This is a genomic window from uncultured Litoreibacter sp. (assembly GCF_947501785.1).
Taxonomy (GTDB): Bacteria; Pseudomonadota; Alphaproteobacteria; order Rhodobacterales; family Rhodobacteraceae; genus Litoreibacter.
In genome coordinates, this window is sequence record NZ_CANMXB010000001.1 from 454,601 (window position 1) to 471,821 (window position 17,221).

Annotated in this window: 20 protein-coding genes; 14 read left to right on the forward strand and 6 right to left on the reverse strand. The window is 60.5% G+C overall.

Features of this window, described 5'->3' with window-relative positions; translation table 11 throughout:
• Nucleotides 1-41 precede the first annotated feature (41 nt).
• Genes rplI through rpsF form a run of 3 tightly spaced genes read right to left on the reverse strand, consistent with a single transcriptional unit; the run spans nucleotide 42 to nucleotide 1,298 of the window.
• Nucleotides 42-677, reverse strand: coding sequence for a 50S ribosomal protein L9 (gene rplI, locus Q0899_RS02290; RefSeq protein WP_298292107.1), 636 nt, complete (start codon nucleotides 675-677; stop codon nucleotides 42-44).
• A gap of 13 nt (nucleotides 678-690) precedes the next feature.
• Nucleotides 691-918 carry a 30S ribosomal protein S18 gene (gene rpsR / locus Q0899_RS02295; protein ID WP_298292105.1) on the reverse strand — a complete coding sequence of 76 codons (228 nt, stop codon included), beginning with the start codon at nucleotides 916-918 and terminating at the stop codon, nucleotides 691-693.
• Between the two features lie 29 nt (nucleotides 919-947).
• On the reverse strand, nucleotides 948-1,298 hold the full coding sequence (rpsF, locus tag Q0899_RS02300; protein ID WP_298292103.1) for a 30S ribosomal protein S6: 351 nt from the start codon (nucleotides 1,296-1,298) through the stop codon (nucleotides 948-950).
• A gap of 265 nt (nucleotides 1,299-1,563) precedes the next feature.
• Here rpsF and Q0899_RS02305 point away from each other — a divergent pair, with 265 nt between their 5' ends.
• The 4 genes from Q0899_RS02305 to Q0899_RS02320 all read left to right on the forward strand — a co-directional run bounded on the left by Q0899_RS02305 (nucleotide 1,564) and on the right by Q0899_RS02320 (nucleotide 4,936).
• Entirely contained in the window at nucleotides 1,564-2,136 is a 573-nt protein-coding gene (locus tag Q0899_RS02305; RefSeq protein ID WP_298358521.1) for a YceI family protein, read from the forward strand.
• Nucleotides 2,137-2,290: 154 nt separating this feature from the next.
• Nucleotides 2,291-3,550, forward strand: a complete 1,260-nt coding sequence (gene otnK / locus Q0899_RS02310) for a 3-oxo-tetronate kinase (protein WP_299190997.1) — start codon at nucleotides 2,291-2,293, stop codon at nucleotides 3,548-3,550.
• Nucleotides 3,547-4,191 (forward strand): aldolase, encoded by a 645-nt coding sequence (locus tag Q0899_RS02315; RefSeq protein ID WP_298358515.1) that lies wholly within the window; start codon nucleotides 3,547-3,549, stop codon nucleotides 4,189-4,191. Before otnK ends, Q0899_RS02315 begins: the two co-directional genes overlap by 4 nt.
• On the forward strand, nucleotides 4,184-4,936 hold the full coding sequence (locus tag Q0899_RS02320) for a TIM barrel protein (RefSeq protein WP_299190998.1): 753 nt from the start codon (nucleotides 4,184-4,186) through the stop codon (nucleotides 4,934-4,936). Before Q0899_RS02315 ends, Q0899_RS02320 begins: the two co-directional genes overlap by 8 nt.
• On the opposite strand, the gene Q0899_RS02325 is transcribed toward Q0899_RS02320, so the two are convergent.
• Nucleotides 4,933-6,114, reverse strand: coding sequence for a cytochrome b/b6 domain-containing protein (locus tag Q0899_RS02325; protein WP_299190999.1), 1,182 nt, complete (start codon nucleotides 6,112-6,114; stop codon nucleotides 4,933-4,935). The genes Q0899_RS02320 and Q0899_RS02325 overlap by 4 nt on opposite strands.
• Before the next feature lie 158 nt (nucleotides 6,115-6,272).
• Here Q0899_RS02325 and fabD point away from each other — a divergent pair, with 158 nt between their 5' ends.
• From fabD to Q0899_RS02340, 3 genes are all read left to right on the forward strand, one after another.
• Nucleotides 6,273-7,211: an ACP S-malonyltransferase gene (gene fabD / locus Q0899_RS02330; RefSeq protein ID WP_298292091.1), complete on the forward strand. Its 939-nt coding sequence runs from the start codon at nucleotides 6,273-6,275 to the stop codon at nucleotides 7,209-7,211.
• Between the two features lie 14 nt (nucleotides 7,212-7,225).
• The gene (gene fabG / locus Q0899_RS02335) at nucleotides 7,226-7,963 is read left to right on the forward strand and encodes a 3-oxoacyl-[acyl-carrier-protein] reductase (protein ID WP_298292089.1); all 738 of its coding nucleotides are present in this window, start codon (nucleotides 7,226-7,228) and stop codon (nucleotides 7,961-7,963) included.
• A gap of 187 nt (nucleotides 7,964-8,150) precedes the next feature.
• Nucleotides 8,151-8,384 carry an acyl carrier protein gene (locus Q0899_RS02340; protein ID WP_298292087.1) on the forward strand — a complete coding sequence of 78 codons (234 nt, stop codon included), beginning with the start codon at nucleotides 8,151-8,153 and terminating at the stop codon, nucleotides 8,382-8,384.
• 42 nt (nucleotides 8,385-8,426) lie between these two features.
• Here Q0899_RS02340 and Q0899_RS02345 read toward each other — a convergent pair whose 3' ends face one another.
• Nucleotides 8,427-9,365, reverse strand: a complete 939-nt coding sequence (locus tag Q0899_RS02345; RefSeq protein ID WP_299191000.1) for a PilZ domain-containing protein — start codon at nucleotides 9,363-9,365, stop codon at nucleotides 8,427-8,429.
• Nucleotides 9,366-9,443: 78 nt separating this feature from the next.
• Nucleotides 9,444-10,475 carry a nuclear transport factor 2 family protein gene (locus tag Q0899_RS02350; RefSeq protein ID WP_298292082.1) on the reverse strand — a complete coding sequence of 344 codons (1,032 nt, stop codon included), beginning with the start codon at nucleotides 10,473-10,475 and terminating at the stop codon, nucleotides 9,444-9,446.
• A gap of 199 nt (nucleotides 10,476-10,674) precedes the next feature.
• Here Q0899_RS02350 and fabF point away from each other — a divergent pair, with 199 nt between their 5' ends.
• The 7 genes from fabF to Q0899_RS02385 all read left to right on the forward strand — a co-directional run bounded on the left by fabF (nucleotide 10,675) and on the right by Q0899_RS02385 (nucleotide 17,195).
• Nucleotides 10,675-11,928, forward strand: coding sequence for a beta-ketoacyl-ACP synthase II (gene fabF / locus Q0899_RS02355; RefSeq protein ID WP_299191001.1), 1,254 nt, complete (start codon nucleotides 10,675-10,677; stop codon nucleotides 11,926-11,928).
• 6 nt (nucleotides 11,929-11,934) lie between these two features.
• Nucleotides 11,935-13,095 (forward strand): endolytic transglycosylase MltG, encoded by a 1,161-nt coding sequence (mltG, locus tag Q0899_RS02360; protein WP_298292078.1) that lies wholly within the window; start codon nucleotides 11,935-11,937, stop codon nucleotides 13,093-13,095.
• 317 nt (nucleotides 13,096-13,412) lie between these two features.
• The gene (locus tag Q0899_RS02365) at nucleotides 13,413-13,856 is read left to right on the forward strand and encodes a hypothetical protein (RefSeq protein ID WP_299191002.1); all 444 of its coding nucleotides are present in this window, start codon (nucleotides 13,413-13,415) and stop codon (nucleotides 13,854-13,856) included.
• Nucleotides 13,783-15,129: a terminase family protein gene (locus Q0899_RS02370; RefSeq protein ID WP_298293305.1), complete on the forward strand. Its 1,347-nt coding sequence runs from the start codon at nucleotides 13,783-13,785 to the stop codon at nucleotides 15,127-15,129. Before Q0899_RS02365 ends, Q0899_RS02370 begins: the two co-directional genes overlap by 74 nt.
• Before the next feature lie 106 nt (nucleotides 15,130-15,235).
• On the forward strand, nucleotides 15,236-16,399 hold the full coding sequence (locus Q0899_RS02375) for a phage portal protein (RefSeq protein ID WP_298292074.1): 1,164 nt from the start codon (nucleotides 15,236-15,238) through the stop codon (nucleotides 16,397-16,399).
• Nucleotides 16,396-16,650, forward strand: coding sequence for a hypothetical protein (locus tag Q0899_RS02380; protein WP_298292072.1), 255 nt, complete (start codon nucleotides 16,396-16,398; stop codon nucleotides 16,648-16,650). Before Q0899_RS02375 ends, Q0899_RS02380 begins: the two co-directional genes overlap by 4 nt.
• Before the next feature lie 2 nt (nucleotides 16,651-16,652).
• The gene (locus tag Q0899_RS02385; RefSeq protein ID WP_299191003.1) at nucleotides 16,653-17,195 is read left to right on the forward strand and encodes an HK97 family phage prohead protease; all 543 of its coding nucleotides are present in this window, start codon (nucleotides 16,653-16,655) and stop codon (nucleotides 17,193-17,195) included.
• Nucleotides 17,196-17,221: the final 26 nt, after the last annotated feature.

Below are 17,221 nucleotides of genomic sequence, written 5' to 3' on the forward strand. Positions count from 1 at the left end.
AGAATAGGGCGGCCTTCTCAATTCTCGAAACGCCGGAAGGCTTAGTCTTCTTCGGACGCCGCGTCTTCTTCAGCAGGTGCATCTTCTGCGACGGCCTCAGCAATCGCTTCGTCTTCGGATGCGGCAGCGCCGATATCGTCAAACAGCTCTGCAATTTCAAACTCGGCTTCGGCTTCTTCTTCAGCAGCCAATTCCTGGATCGATTTGCCGGAGGCTTGCAGTTCAGCTTCCTCGGTCGAGCGGGCAACGTTCAGCGTGAAGGTCGCGTCAACTTCGGGGTGCAGCGACGCAATCACGTCATGCAGGCCCAGATCTTTGATCGGACGTTCCAGCGCAACTTGACCACGGTCGATCGAGAAGCCCTCTGCCGTTGCCACGTCAGCCGCGTCACGCGTGGTGACAGAGCCGTAAAGCGAACCCGAATCAGACGCTTGACGAATGATGACGAACTGCTGGCCACCAAGTTTTTCAGCCAATGCTTCGGCTTCTTTCTTGGTTTCCAGGTTGCGTGCTTCCAGCTGTGCTTTCTGCGCGTCGAACTGGGCTTTGTTGGCCTCAGTTGCGTTCATCGCTTTGCCTTGAGGTAGCAGGTAGTTGCGTGCGAAGCCCGGCTTCACATCAACCACATCGCCCATCTGGCCGAGCTTTGCGACGCGTTCCATAAGGATAACTTGCATGTGCTTGCTCCCCTTACTTCACTGCGTATGGCAGCAGGGCCAAGAAACGCGCACGTTTGATGGCACGGGCCAGCGCACGTTGGTTTTTGGCGCCCACAGCGGTGATACGCGATGGAACGATCTTGCCACGCTCAGAGATGTAGCGTTGCAGGGTACGTGTGTCTTTATAGTCGATCTTGGGGGCGTTTTCGCCCTCAAACGGATCCGACTTACGACGGCGGAAAAATGGTTTTGCAGCCATGATTTATCTCCTGTTCTTAAAGTCGAATTTTACGGGCGGGGACGGCGTTCACGCTCGTCGCGCTTCTGCATCTGAACCGAAGGGCCTTCTTCGTGCTCGTCGACCTTGATGGTCAGAACACGCATGACATCGTCATGCAGGCGCATCAGGCGTTCCATTTCCTGCACGGCAGGCGCCGGTGCGTCGGAACGGACATAGGCGTAGTGGCCTTTGCGGTTCTTGTTGATCTTGTAGGCCATCGTTTTCAGGCCCCAATACTCGTGCTCGACCATTTTGCCGCCATTGTCCGTAAGGACGGCGCCGAAATGTTCAATCAGACCTTCTGCTTGCGCATTCGACAGGTCTTGGCGCGAGATAAACACGTGCTCATACAAAGGCATGTGCGTACTCCAAGTTTTACGTGCGTGCTTCAAAGACCGGGCAGTGATCCCTCCGCGCCCCGGTCACGAGGGGCACCGCAATTAAAAAGTTTTGCGGAGGATGCGCCCTTTTACAGGGGATGGGGCTGCGATCAAGCCTTAAATACAGGCGCAATCCCGCCACCAGCGTTTGCGCACACAATCTGTTGAATGGCTGCGGATTGCCAGACGTCTGGCGGCAATAAATAACTCTGCACATTCTGAAACCTCGAAAGGGTCCAAACACATGAAAACCATCGCACTTGCCGCCGCCATGGCACTGTCCACCACCGCCGCATTCGCGGACGCGGAGAAATACACGCTCGACAGCAGCCACAGCCAGGTGGTGTTCACCTATAACCACCTCGGGTTTTCCACCACCTACGGAATGTTTTCGGGGTTTGCAGGCGACATCATGTTCGACAAGGACGCGCCAGAGGCGTCTTCCGTGACCGTTTCTATCCCGGTGAAGTCGATGTTTACTGGCTGGGAAGCGCGCGAAGGCCACTTCTTCAGCCCTGATTTCCTGAATGCGGCTGACGGCGACATGGTTACCTTCACATCCACGGCCATCGAAGTGACGGGCGACGACACCGCTAACATCACAGGCGATCTGACCATCCAAGGCACCACCAAGCCCGTTGTTTTGGCCGCCAAGCTGAACCAAGCGGGCGACAATCCCCTTGCTGGCAAGCCGTGGCTTGGCTTTGACGCTACCACATCCGTGCTGCGCTCTGATTTCGGCTTGGGCGCGTTTGCCCCGGCTGTCAGCGACGAAGTGAAGATCATGATCTCGATCGAGGCACAAAAGGCCGAATAACCACAGCTGCCTGATAATCCCCGGAAACCCGCCACAGCATTGCTGCGGCGGGTTTTTTCTTTGGTATATGTGGTTGACGTTTCGGGCCCGCTGCGGCTTTTTGCAATTAACGTATACATTAATATTGGGCGCAGAGCCGCCTCGGGGGGATTTAATGACTGTCTTGGGCTGCATCGCCGATGATTTTACCGGCGCGACCGACCTTGCGGGGCTGCTGGCGCGGTCCGGGGCAGCGGTGAATCTGCGGATCGGTATTCCCGACAGCCCGCCGTCAGAGACGGCGGATTTCGAGGTGATCGCTCTTAAATGCCGTACGGAACCGGTGGCAGAGGCCGTGGCCGAAACCAAAGCGGCGCTCGCGTGGTTGCAGCAGACCGGGGCGGAGCGGTTCTTCTGGAAATACTGCTCCACCTTTGACAGCACGTCCCAAGGCAATATTGGCCCCGTGGCCGAGGCCTTGATGGCCGACCTAGGTGCTGCGCAAACCATCTACTGCCCGGCCTTCCCCGAAAACGGGCGCTCCATCTTCATGGGCAACCTGTTTGTGGGGGAGCAGCCTTTGGCGGAAAGCCCGATGAAGGACCATCCGCTGACACCGATGCGCGACAGCAACCTGATGCGTCTGCTGGAACCGCAGGTCACACGCCCAGTCGGGCTGGCGAACCGCTTGGTGGTGGATCGTGGCGTAGAGGCTTTGCAAACCCATTTCGCAAATTTGCATAAAGATGGCGTCGCGCATGTCGTGGTCGACGCTGTGTCTGATGCCGACCTGACCACCATCGCCGAGGCGTGCGCCGGTATGAGCCTGATAACAGGCGGCAGCGCCGTCGCCATGCCGCTTCCCGCGATCTATCGTGAGATGGGCTTGCTGGGGGTAGGGGCGGCTGATGCGCGGCACATTGCCCCCAAGGGTGGGACTTTGGTTCTGTCGGGCAGCTGTTCGGCGATGACGCGGGCGCAAGTGGCCGCCTATCTGGAGGTCGCGGAGGGCTTTCGCCTCGACCCGCTGGAATTGGCCGAGGAAGGCGTAGACGCCGCCAAGAACTGGCTGCTTTCCAAGCCTGCCGCCGCGCCCAAGATCATCTACGCAACCGCTGACCCCAAATCCGTCGGCGCCGCGCAAAACAAGCTGGGCGTCGCCCGCGCCGGAAAGCTGGTGGAGGACGCCCTGGCGGAACTGGCCACATTGGCCCGCGACAACGGCACCCGCCGCTTTGTCGTCGCCGGGGGTGAAACCTCCGGTGCGGTGACCAAGTCCCTGAATGTAGACAAACTCTCCATCGGGCGCGAAATCGCGCCGGGGGTGCCGTGGACGTATACTAACTCCGGCGGATACGACATCGCGCTGACCCTGAAGTCGGGCAATTTCGGCTCTGAAAGCTTCTTTGCCGACGCGTTGGAGATGCTCACATGACCCCGGAAACAAAGCTACGTGAAGACATCTGCCTGCTCGCGAAATCCATGTTTGACAGGGGCTTAACCGGTGGGTCCTCGGGCAACATCTCGGCGCGACTGCCAGATGGCAAGCTGCTGGTCACCCCCACCGGCAGCTGCTTCGGCAGGCTCGACCCGGCACGACTGGCGGTTTTGGACGGTGGTCAGCACATCGCTGGCGACGCGCCCACCAAAGAGGTCGCGCTGCACGCGGCCTTCTACGACACGCGGCCCACGGGCGCGGTGGTGCATCTGCATTCCTGCCACTCCGTGGCGCTGTCTGTGCTGCCCGACACAGACCCCGACAACATGCTGCCGGCGATCACCGCCTACGGCGTGATGAAGCTCGGCAAAGTGGCGTTGCTTCCGTATTTCATGCCGGGTGATCCCGCGATGGGCGACGCGATCAAAGGCCTCGCAGGCAAGCGCAGCGCGGTGGTGTTGGCCCATCACGGGCCAGTTGTGGCGGGAAAGGACATCGAGGCCGCCTGCTACGCCATGGAAGAGCTGGAAGAGACAGCCAAGCTGACCCTGATGACGCGCGGCATGACGCCGAACTTACTCAATGACGCCCAAATTCAAGGGCTTGTGACCAAATTCGGAGTGGAATGGGATGACTGATTTTTCCGCCAATCTGGGCTTCTTGTGGAAAGAGCTCGCTCTGCCGGACGCCATTCGCGCCGCCAAGAAGGCGGGCTTCGCCGCCGTCGAAATGCACTGGCCCTACGCCACACCCGCCGCGCAGGTCAAAGCAGCGCTGGACGAAACCGGCTTGCCGCTGCTGGGGGTGAACACAATCCAGGGCGAGGAGGGCGAAAACGGCCTTTGCGCTTTGCCGGGGCGGCAACAGGACGCGAAAGCCTCTATCGATCAGGCGATTGCATATGCGGATGCAACGCAGGCCAAGGCGATCCATGTCATGGCGGGGTTCGCCGACGGCCACGAAGCACACCAGGTTTTCGTCGAAAATCTGCGTTATGCGTGCGGGTCCACGGACCGGACCATTCTGATCGAGCCGCTGAACCACCATGATGCGCCGGGCTACTTTCTGAACTCCTCCAGCCAAGCCGCTGATATCATTGCTGAAGTGGGGATGCCCAATCTCAAGCTGATGTTTGACTGTTACCACCTGCAAATCATGGAGGGCGACCTGACCCGCCGCCTGACCCATCATCGTGGCATCATCGGCCATATCCAGTTCGCCTCCGTTCCCGAGCGGGCAGAGCCTGATCTAGGCGAGGTGAATTACACCCACATCTTCGCTTACCTCAAAGAGCTGGGCTACGACGCGCCGCTGGGGGCGGAATACAAGCCCCTCTCCGGCAAGACCGAGGCGGGGCTGGGCTGGATGAAGACGCTCAGCTAGCCGCGTTTCGCGGTCAAGTTCACGCTGATCACCACGTCATAGGCCAGTGAGCCTTCGGTTGGCTGGGTGCCGTTGCCGATGCGGAAATTGGTGCGGTTTACGCGGGTCTGGCCTTCCATCACGGCTGTGTCTCCGTCGATCTGCAAGGTGAAGGGCAGGAAGACCGGGGCCCCGGTCGCGCGGATGGTCAACATGCCGCGCGCAACGTAGCCTTGATCTTGCGCAAAGATATCCGCGCGGTAGGTGGCCGTGTTGTGGTTTTGCGCATCAAAGAAATCCGCGCCCATGGCTTGCTGCGTGACCGAGCCCAGTGTGAGCGACGGGATCGAGATGGTGACCTCTACATCGCCGTATTTGCCGTCCCCATTTGGGGTTTCATCAAAGTTGATCGCTGCGGTCCATTCGGCAAAGCTGCCCTCTACATCGTTGCCGAGCTGGCGCACTGTGATGCCAAGCGTGCCGTCTTGCACGACCCATTCGCCCTTGGCCTCTGCAAGTTCCACCCCTTCGATGGTCTCATGCGTAAAGAGGCCAAGGCTTGCGCCAATGCCAATGGCTGCCGCGTAGACACCCACAGCCACCAGCGGTGCGGCATTTGAATGGGCAGGCTCGGGGGGGGTACCCGGCTCCGAATGGCCCGGCAGCATCCGCCGCAATGTGTCGTCTTTATCGATGAAATGATGTTTCAGCGCGCCTGCGAAATGCAAAAGGATGGACACAACCAGCACGCGCTCAAAGATGATGTGCAGCGATCCGGCGGTATGGGCCAATGTCTCGTCCACCGGCACAAAGGGCAGGCCTTGGCCGAAGGGCCACCAGATCGGAGCGAAGCCGGTGGTTGCCGCGTGATGCACCCAGCCAGAAAGCGGAACGAGTATCAGCGAGGCATACAGCAACCAGTGGACCAGCCCGGCCAGAAACGTCTCAGCCTTGCGGTCTGCGTGCAGCGCCCCGGGTTTGGGCTGCATCACCGCCCATGCGATCCGCGCGAGGGCTACGAAGAAGATGAAAACGCCCATGGTTTTGTGGATCGAGAACAGCGTCGGCTTCAATGGGTCCGCATCCGCCATCCCATTGGCCACGATCCCCAAGGGGATCATCGTCAGGATCAGCGCGGCGATGAGCCAGTGGAAGGATTTGGCGACGCTGCCATAGGTGGTTGTCGAGTTGTCGCGCATTTGAAGCTCCGTCATTTGCTCATGTTTTTTGGCACCCTAGGATATGCCCATCGTTATCAAAACCCGCGTTAGCGGCACAGTTTCTGTGCGTGGTTTGCTTGTGAACGCAGCCCCGGTTGGCTAAGTCATGTGAAAAGGCAGAACGCAGAGGGGCAAATATGCGGGCATTCGTATTTCCGGGGCAGGGCGCGCAGGCGGTCGGCATGGGCAAGGAGCTGGCGGAGGCCTATCCATCGGCCAAGGCCGTCTATGACGAGGTCGACGCCGCCCTTGGCGAAAAGCTGTCGGACATCATTTGGGGCGACGATCAGGACAAGCTGACCCTGACGCAAAATGCGCAGCCTGCGCTGATGGCAACGTCGCTCGCTGTCATGGCGGCGTTGAAGGACGAAGGCGTGGGGATCGATGCGGCGTCTTTCGTGGCCGGCCATTCCTTGGGCGAATATTCCGCGCTCGCGACGGCGGGCACGTTCTCAATCGCCGACGCCGCGCGCCTTTTGCGCAAGCGGGGCGAAGCGATGCAGGCGGCGGTCCCCGTGGGTCAAGGCGCGATGGCGGCTGTTCTGGGGTTGGATTTCGACGCGGTGACAGCCGTGGCGGCCGATGCCGCGCAGGGCGAGGTTTGCCAGGTGGCAAACCAGAACGACCCCACCCAAAATGTGCTGTCTGGCGGAAAGGCCGCCGTCGAGCGTGCGATCGACATGGCCAAAGACGCAGGCGCGAAGCGCGCGATTTTGCTACCGGTCTCAGCCCCGTTTCACTGCGCATTGATGCAGCCCGCGGCAGATGTGATGGCGCAAGCCTTGGCGGATGTGACCATGAACGCACCGTCCTCGCCCGTGGTGGCCAATGTGGTGGCTGAAGCCGTCAGCGACCCCGACCAGATCCGCAAACTGCTGGTAGAGCAGGTCACAGGGCAGGTCCGTTGGATGAGCTCTGTGCAATGGATGTCCGCCAACGGCGTTACCGAGATTTGGGAGATTGGCGCAGGCAAGGCGCTGTCCGGCATGATCCGCCGCATCGACCGCGAGATAGCAACCCGTGCGGCGCTGAGCCCGGACGACGTGAAAGCGGCGGCCGACGCCCTCAACGCTTAAAGAAAGAGACATAGATGTTTGATTTGACTGGAAAGAATGCGCTGATCACCGGGGCTTCGGGCGGCATTGGGGGGGCGATCGCCAAGTCGCTTCATGATGCGGGCGCAACCGTAGGGCTGTCTGGGACGCGGGTGGAGCCGTTGGAAGCGCTGGCCGCGGAATTGGGCGAGCGGGCGCATGTGCTACCTTGCAACCTCAGCGACTTTGATGCCGTGGATGCGTTGCCGAAACAGGCGGCAGAGGCGATGGGATCGGTCGACATCCTGGTCAACAACGCAGGCATCACGCGCGACAACCTTTTCATGCGCATGTCGGACGACGAATTCCGTTCCGTCATTGACGTGAACCTGACCTCGACCTTCAAGCTGTGCAAAGGCGTTTTACGCGGGATGATGAAGGCGCGTTGGGGCCGGATCGTGAATATTTCATCTGTCGTGGGGGCCACCGGCAACCCGGGACAAGGCAACTATGCGGCGTCCAAGGCCGGTATGGTGGGCATGTCTAAATCGTTGGCCTACGAGGTGGCGAGCCGGGGGATAACCGTCAATTGCGTGGCGCCGGGGTTCATCGCCACGGCCATGACCGATAAGCTGACGGAGGATCAGAAGGCGGGCATCCTGACGCAAATTCCCGCCGGTCGTATGGGAGACCCCGAAGAAATTGCGGGCGGTGTGCTGTATTTGTCCAGCGCGTCAGCGGCCTATGTGACGGGGACGACCTTGCATGTAAATGGCGGCATGGCCATGCTGTAAAACCGGACCTCATGGGGGTTGCATGAACCGTTTGCGTTCCCCATTTGGTATGCTATAGGCGCACCAGATTTGCTAAAGGCCGGCAATGCAGCTCGGGCTTTGGTCGTCGCAACTAGGCGGCACTCAAAGGCCAGACGGCCACCAACATTGCGAGGCAAACCCTCGCGCGAATACGAGGATACTCATCATGAGCGACATCGCAGACCGCGTAAAAAAGATCGTTGTCGAGCACCTGGGCGTTGAAGAAGAAAAAGTTCTCGACAACGCTTCTTTCATTGACGACCTGGGCGCAGACAGCCTGGACACGGTTGAGCTGGTTATGGCGTTTGAAGAGGAATTCGGCATCGAAATTCCCGACGACGCTGCTGAAAACATCCAGACATTTGGTGACGCTGTTAAGTTTATCGGCGCCGCTTCCTAAGCGCGTTGTCGCGGCCTCAGTAAGGGGCCGAGCACCACTAAACTAGATTTGCGCGACGCCTGTGAAGGTGTCGCGCTCTTCGTTTTGAACCGCCTCCAAAGGGCGCGATAGTTTGAGCGTGGCCTGCATTTCTTTCTGGCTCAGGGCCGTTTCGAATTGCACGCCGGCAAAGCGGCTATTGCTCCAGGTGACCGTCGCGATCCGGCTGATGTTGCCAAATTGGATGTTTACGCAGGTTCCGGCGGGCAGGTTCAGCGGGTTTTCGACATTGGCGCCAGTCAGGCTAAGATCGACCACGGTCTGCGTGTCGATATTGTTCACGGCACCCAGCAATACCGGAATATTGCAGGCAAATCGCCTTGAGCGACGTGTTTCGCGTTTGCGGCGCACCGTTTGAAACCTGACACCCGCATAGATACCGATCAGCAGTCCAATCACCCCGAAGAACATGCCCAAGGCCAGGGCGGGCGCGGCAAAACCGCTTTGATGGGACCCAAAATCCACCCCCCACACTCTATAGACCTTGCTGGCAAACTCAGATTGGTCTGCGGCGTTGCGTGGGTCGCAGAATTCGTCGGTCAGATCCTTGGCAACCCTATAGCTGCGCTGAAAGCCGGACCCGTTCAAAAAAGGCTTCACCTTTTCAGGGCCTTGGGTGATGGCCAGCTGGCTCAGCGCGCCCAGCTTTACCTTCAGCCGCAGAATGTCATCCAGTTTGCGTTCATAGCCGAGTGGTTTCAGCGTCTCAAACATGCCGAACTTGCTTATTTTCTGGCGTTGGTCGTTTATGCGGTGCCCGGCCCGGGCGACAGAAGCGGTGTCGTGAAGCCTCTTAAGATCCTCGACCTCATAAACGATGCTGGAAAGCACCGGCAATGCGCTGCAATTGGCCAAAGCGCCGCTTGCTGCGGCAAGTGACAGCCAGATCACGGCAACGGCGCGCAGCAAACCTGTTCGGGCGATGAGGGGACGTGGACACATTGGGCAATCCGAAGAAATAGTGGCTTCGAATTACTGCGCGAGAGTTAAGATCGGGTTTCGCACGTCGCGATACGTCCGTCAGGTGCGTTTGACCTCTGCCAACCTGCCCAAGACATCCAGACCTTGCTGGTTCAGGAAATGCAAAATATCAATGAAGACCCAGTTTTCCGCCAGTTTGTCACCGTCGCGGCGATAGACATCGACTACCCGCATGTCGCTGGGGCGGTTTGAACCGGGAAGCCCTAGATATCCGCCGGTAGGTGTTACCGTCAGGTTTGGCCAGCCGAAGAAACCACCGTAGTTACCCTCGGCGATACGCGCCACATGGCCGTTGAACACCCGATTGGCCAATTGGCGGCGGAAAGGCTGTTGGTGTTGTTCCACATATCGCTCGATGGTGAAGACCGCGCCGATCCCGGCAGGGCCGTACCAGGCCATGTCTTCATGCCAGTGCTGACTGAGTTCCTCGCGCGGGGTGAGGGGCTTGGCATCTGATTTGCCTTGGATGATAGCGTTGGCTTTCGAGATATTCGCGGCCATATCATTGATTGTTTTCAGCGTCTTAGCCCCTTCGGCGGGGTCCTGGGCGTCAAAGAGCTGGCCGTCATTGGTCAGCGGGCCGGGATGCACAAAGGACGCCGCGGTTTGCGGCGGCAGCGGGTTGAGGCCCGCTTGATGGATGACGTCCAGAATGTCGATGAACAGCGCGGTCTCGGCGATTTTGCCGCCATCGATGCGGTGGAATTCTGCGTAGCGGATCATCGCTATCTTGCGGGTTGCGGGGATGCCCAGCCAGTCTTGGTCAAACAGCGCTTTGAAATGCCCCATGGAGCAGGTCCAGACCGAGCTTTGGCCGTCTGTGTCGTTGAGGCCTGCAAAAAAGATGGTTTCGCGGCGCTGAAGCGCGCTGAACGATGACAGAAGTGGCGCCCAGAAGGCGTCGATCACCTCTTGCGCGCCGGATTGCTCGTGGAACGGATGAAGCCCCCGCCAGTGATAATCCTTGCCTGTATGGGCTTGGAGGGCGGCTAACCTGTCGGCAGGCGCGGCGGCGTCAAAGGCGGCCATGTAAGCGCGGGTCACCGCCTTGGCGGGCTGAAAGTCGGTCATTGTGGATCCACGAATGCGTATTCAGCCAAGGAGTAGCCGTTGCTGCCCCTTGTGCAAGCACAATTGGCCAGGGACGGAGGAAAAGTGCCTTGAGCGGCCACCCTGGCTCGGCAGAAAGCTGCGCGCGGCCACTTTCCCTTGGCAGCGGCGCCGTGTAGAAGTCGGGGAAACCTTTGTGAGGGATAAAAAGGGGGCAGATATGCGTCGGGTCGTTATCACAGGATTAGGAATGGTGACGCCGCTTGGAAGCGGTGTTGAGGAGACATGGAAGAACGCGCTGGCCGGCAAATCCGGCGCGCGGACGATCCAGAAATTTGACGCCTCGCATCTGGGCACCGGCTACGCCTGCGAAGTGCCTCGCGGCGAGGGGGCGGGTGAGTTCAACCCTGACGACTTCATGCTCGCCAAGGACGCGCGCAAAGTGGATGACTTTATCCTATACGGCATGGCCGCCGCGCAGATGGCGGTGGAAGACGCCGATTGGCAGCCTGAAGAGCTGAGTGAGCTGGAACGCACCGGTGTTATGATCGGGTCAGGCATTGGCGGGTTGCAATCCATTTCCGAGACCGCCGTTCTGATCAAGGAGCGCGGACCCCGGCGGGTCTCGCCATTCTTTATTCCCGGCGCATTGGTCAACCTGGTGTCGGGCCAGGTGTCGATCAAATACGGATTTAAGGGCCCAAATCATGCGGTTGTGACCGCTTGTTCAACTGGCGCGCATGCCATTGGCGATGCGGCACGGCTGATTGCTTTGGATGATGCGGACGTGATGATTGCAGGCGGCGCGGAAAGCCCGATTTGCGAGATCGGCATTGCGGGGTTCAACGCCTGCAAGGCGCTGTCGACGGCGCATGCGGATGACCCAGAGAGTGCCTCGCGGCCGTGGGATGCAGACCGGGATGGTTTCGTGATGGGTGAGGGCGCCGGTGTGGTCGTGTTGGAAGAGTATGAGCACGCCAAAGCACGTGGCGCGAAGATTTACGGCGAGGTGCTGGGCTACGGGCTGTCTGGTGACGCACACCACATTACCGCACCGCCTGAGGATCATGAGGGCGCGGAACGCGCGATGCGGGCGGCTGTGAAGCGGGCCGGGATTGATGTCAGCGCGATTGACTATGTCAACGCGCACGGGACCTCGACCATGGCGGACACGATCGAGTTGGGCGCGGTTGAACGGCTGCTGGGCGATGCGGCTGACGGAGTGGCGATGTCGTCGACCAAGTCGATGACCGGACACCTGCTGGGCGCTGCGGGCGCGATTGAGGCGATCTTCTGCATCTTGGCGATGCGCGACAATGTATGCCCGCCGACCATCAACCTGGACAACCCAGCCGCCGAGACGAAGATCAATCTCTGCGCAAACAAGGCGGTGGAGCGTGACGTTAACGTTGTACTGTCGAACTCCTTTGGCTTTGGCGGCACCAATGCCTGCCTGATTATGGGGAAGGTCTAGGCCTCGATGTGGAAGTCCATTGCCTCTAACTTTCTGACGATCTTCATTCTGGCCCTGTTCGCCGTTGGCGGACTTATTGGCTGGGGTCAGTCGCAGTACAAAGCGGAAGGGCCTCTGCAACAGGCCGCGTTCTTTGAGGTGCCGCGCGGGGCATCTTTGCGGGCTGTGTCCGAGCGGCTGGAAGCGCAGGGCGCGATTTCCAACGCCTCGATCTTCCGCATCGGGGCTGAATATTCGGACAAGGCGCAGCAGTTGAAATTCGGCAATTACGAGATCCCTGCAGGCGCCTCAATGGCCGATATCATTGATATTGTGACCGCGGGCGGGCCGTCCACGTTCCGGTTCGTGGCCACCTACCTGATCCGCAATACGGGCGGCGAGTTGCGGTTCCGTGAGCGCACGCCCGGGACGGGGGAAGAGGTCGTGCTGGCCGAATTCAAGGCCGGAGAGCCTTTGCCTGAGGCCTATTCCGAAGCCGTGGCGGCTGAAGTGCCGATCGTCTACCGCGTGTCCGTTGCGGAAGGGTTGACCAGCTGGCAGATCGTCGAAGGGCTGAAAGGCGCGGATTTCCTGGACGGAGAGGTGGCGGACGTTCCGGCTGAGGGATCATTGGCCCCTGACACCTACGAGGTGAGCCGTGGGGCCGAGCGGGGGACCATTTTGGACCGGATGGCGCAGGCACAGGTGCGTATCCTGGATCAGGCCTGGGAGAACCGCGCACCGGATCTGCCGCTTGAATCCAAGGAGGAGGCGCTGATCCTTGCGTCCATCGTTGAGAAGGAAACCGGTGTTCCCGAGGAGCGGCGTCAGGTGGCGAGCGTGTTCACCAACCGCCTGAACCAAGGCATGAAGCTGCAGACAGACCCGACGGTGATCTACGGGATCACCTTGGGGCAAGGCAACGGCCTGGGGCGCGGCATTCGGCAGTCAGAGTTGAACCGTCGCACAGATTACAACACTTATATCATCCCGGCCTTGCCGCCGACGCCGATTGCCAACCCGGGCAAACTTGCGATTGAAGCGGCGTTGAACCCGGACAGCACGCCGTACATCTTCTTCGTGGCTGATGGCACTGGCGGGCATGCATTTGCGGAAAATCTGGCCGATCATAACCGCAACGTTGCGGAATGGCGCAAGATTGAGGCCGAACGCAACGCGAATAACTAGAGCGTGCGCTGCCCCGTGCGGCGTGCGCGTTAACTATTTGCGCTTTGAAATGCTGGGGTATGGCCCTGCGGAGCGCTTGCATCGTTAACTTTAACACATTGTTAATAAACAATTTATTTTAGAATTTGGCGCGAATTGTGTTGACTCTTCGAACGGTCTCTGGCATACCTTTGGACAAGATGGAGAAATAGGGTCAGCAGCAATGCTCTGGCCCTTTTTATATGGAAATTTGCGAGCGGCACGGACCTCAAGGTTCCGGGCCGCTTTTTTGTTTCCCGAGCTCACGAACAGATGCAGCGGCGTGGTTTGGAGGCGCGATGGATGAGACACCGAAACAGGTGATCCTATTGGGGAGCCCTGAAACCGGAGATACGACACAGAAAAAGCCCGAATATGTCGGGGCATTGGAACCGGAACTTGCCCGTGAAAGCGACGCGGCCAAGGCCCATATCGACGACACGCTACAGGTCTTCGTGCGGGTTCTGAACCGGTTGCGACGCACTTTGGAAGACTATTCGGTCAAGGTCGAAAACGACGACCTTCAAGCGGCCGGACTCAACTCGGAAATGCGGCAGATTGGGCCGTTACTGTCGGCCACGATACAGCAGGAGAAAAAGGTCAATGACACGATTCAACAGCGCGTTGGCGAGGCAGGAAAATACGCATTCGACCTTGAAAGCGCCCGATCTGAAATTCGGGGCCGCCTCGCTCGCCTGCGCAAGCAGCACGGAGCAGAACGAGTTTCTGACGGGACTGAGTGACCATGCATTGGCGGCCCTGCCATACGTGTTTGAATTCTGGGCGTTGGAGCATCAATTGCCGCCCGAGGGGGACTGGCGCAGCTGGGTTGTGATGGGCGGACGTGGCGCGGGCAAAACCCGCGCAGGCGCCGAATGGCTGCGCGCCCAGGTTGAAGGTGCGACGCCTTTGGACCCGGGCGTGGCGTCACGTGCGGCGTTGGTTGGCGAGACCTTTGATCAAGTCCGCGACGTGATGATTTTTGGCGCAAGCGGCATAATGGCCTGCACCCCGCCGGACCGCCGCCCGAAATGGGAAGCAACCCGCCGCCGTCTGGTTTGGCCCAACGGCGCCGTGGCTGAATGCCATTCAGCCTCATCACCCGAAGAGATGCGCGGCCCGCAATTTGATGTGGCCTGGCTGGACGAGCTTGCAAAATGGGGCAAGGGCGACGAGGCGTGGGACATGCTGCAATTTGGCCTGCGGCTTGGGGCCCATCCCCGGCAGGTGGTGACGACCACGCCCAAGAACGTCGATGTGCTCAAGGGCATATTGGAACAGTCATCGACCGTTGTGACGTCCGCCCCGACAGAGGCGAACGCGGCTTATTTGGCGGAGAATTTCCTGAAAGAGATCAGGGCAAGATACGGCGGCACCCGGCAGGGCCGCCAGGAATTGGACGGCGAACTGGTCGAGGATTTGGACGGCGCCTTGTGGACCATGGACATTCTGGACGGCGCGCGCCGCAAAACGCTGCCGGAGTTCGACCGCGTGGTTGTGGCCGTTGACCCGGTGGTATCGAGGGGCGGCGGGGCGGATGCCTGCGGCATCGTTGTTGCCGGCGCAGTCTTGAAGGGCGAGCGGCAAGACTGGCACGCCGTGGTGTTGGAGGATGCAACCGTCCACGGGGCATCGCCCCTTGGCTGGGCGACTGCGGCCGTCGCTGCTGCGGAAAGGCACGGCGCAGACCGCATCGTGGCGGAAGTGAACCAGGGCGGCGCGCTTGTCGAAGAGGTGTTGCGGCAAGTGGACCCGTTGGCCCCCTACAAGAGCGTGCACGCGAGTTCCTCCAAGGCGGTCCGCGCAGAACCGATCGCGGCGCTCTATGAGCAAGGGCGGGTCAGCCATTATGGAGACCTGACCGCGCTTGAGGACCAGATGAGCCAGATGACGGTGACCGGCTTCAAGGGCCGTGGCAGCCCAGACCGGGTGGACGCGCTGGTTTGGGCCATTCGGGAATTGCTGCTTGGTGGCGAGCAGAGCGCTCACCCGCGCATACGGACGGTGGGACATTAGCGCGCCCCTAGGGGCATGTAGACCTAATTGAAATGTTGAGAGGCGGGAGCGAAGGCTGCCGCCTTTTCTTTTGGCAGGCCGTGGGCGGCCAAACAGGAGCGACGAAATGGTGTTTGACTTTTTGAAGCGAGGCGGCGCGCAGGCGGCGGAGGTGAAGGCCTCAGCCACGGGGCCGGTGATTGCCTGGCACGGCTCTGGCCGGGTGGCGTGGAGCCCGCGCGATACGGTGTCCCTGACCAAGGCGGGGTTCTCGGGCAACCCGGTGGGGTTCCGCGCGGTGAAGATGGTGGCGGAAGCTGCCGCAGCCCTGCCGCTTGTCTTGCAGGACGAGGGGCAACGGTTTGACACGCACCCGGTGCTGGCGCTGTTTTCCCGGCCCAATGCGGCGCAGGGGCGGGCGGAGATGTTTGAGGCCTTGTATGGCCAACTGCTGCTGAGCGGGAACGGCTATGTGGAGGCCGTGGGCGACGGCGTGCCAAGCGAGCTGCATGTGCTGCGCTCGGACCGCATGGCGTTGGTGCCCGGCTCGGACGGGTGGCCAGTGGCGTATGACTACGCCGTGGGCGGCAAGAAGCATCGCTTTTCGATGCTGGATGGTGCCCCGATTTGCCATGTGCGCAGCTTTCATCCGCAGGACGACCATTACGGGTTTTCCCCCTTGCAGGCGGCTGCGAGCGCGATTGACGTGCACAACGCGGCCTCGCGCTGGTCGAAGGCGCTGTTGGACAATGCCGCAAGACCATCTGGGGCGATTGTGTACAAGGGCTCCGATGGGGCGGGGGCGATGACCAACGACCAATATGAGCGATTGCAAAACGAGATGGAGGCGCATCATCAGGGCGCGCGAAATGCGGGCCGTCCGATGTTGCTGGAAGGCGGATTGGATTGGAAACCGATGGGGTTTTCGCCTTCAGACATGGAGTTCCAGAAGACCAAGGAGGCCGCAGCGCGGGAGATCGCGCAGGCCTTCGGGGTGCCGCCGATGCTGTTGGGCATTCCGGGTGACGCCACCTACGCCAATTACGCGGAGGCCAACCGGGCGTTTTATCGCCTGACGGTGTTGCCGCTGGCGGGCAAGGTGCTGGGGGCGCTGTCGCATTGGGTGTCGGAGCTGTCTGGCGAGCCGGTGCAATTGGCGCCGGACCTGGACCAGATCGCCGCTTTGAGCGTTGAGCGGGACGCGCAATGGGCAAGGGTGGCCGCGGCGCCGTTCCTGAGTGACGGAGAGAAACGGGTGCTTTTGGGCCTGCCGCGTGAGGTGAGCCCATGAGCGATGAGAAACCTCAGCGGGCGGGCGGGTCGCGATACCTGTACGAGCCGTTTGAATACGCCCGCGCCGACACGGTGCAGGCCAATGAACGGGTGCAGGACGAACGTTGGCGCGCGCTGGAGTACCGGCTGGGCCAGATTGAACAGACCCTGGAGCGGGTGGAGCGCCGCGTTTGGTTCACCATCTTTGGTGTCACGGCGGCGGTTCTCAGCGAAACAGTCACAGGATTATTGGGGGGCGCAGGCCTATGAGCATGGATCAGCTAGAACGCAAATATTGCGTGATCTCGGATCAGATCGAATTGGGCGCGGGTGCGACCATTGCGGGCTACGCCTCGCTGTTTGACGAGGTTGACCAAGGCGGCGATGTGGTGATGCCTGGGGCCTATGCCGCGTCGCTTGCGCGGCTGGACAGCGCGGGTACCCGCGTGAAGCTGTTGTGGCAGCATGACCCGGGTCAGCCGATTGGCGTATGGGATGAGGTGCTGGAAGATGAACGCGGCTTGTTCGTCAAAGGCCGGCTGCTGACGGAGACGCAGCGGGGCCGGGAGGCGGCCGCGCTGATCGAGGCGGGAGCAATTGACGGTTTGTCGATTGGGTACCGCACCATCAGGGCGGATCGCGACGCGAAGGGCCGCAGGCAATTGGCCGAGTTGGAGCTATGGGAGGTGTCGCTAGTGACCTTCCCAATGCTTCCTGAAGCCCGCATCGGCGCAAAGGCCGACGCCCGCGACCCGGATATGTCGCAGAACCTGGCGGGGGTCCTGCGGACCCTGCGCCGCACGCTTGCCGAGTAACGCCAAGCATTTTTCACGAAACCCTT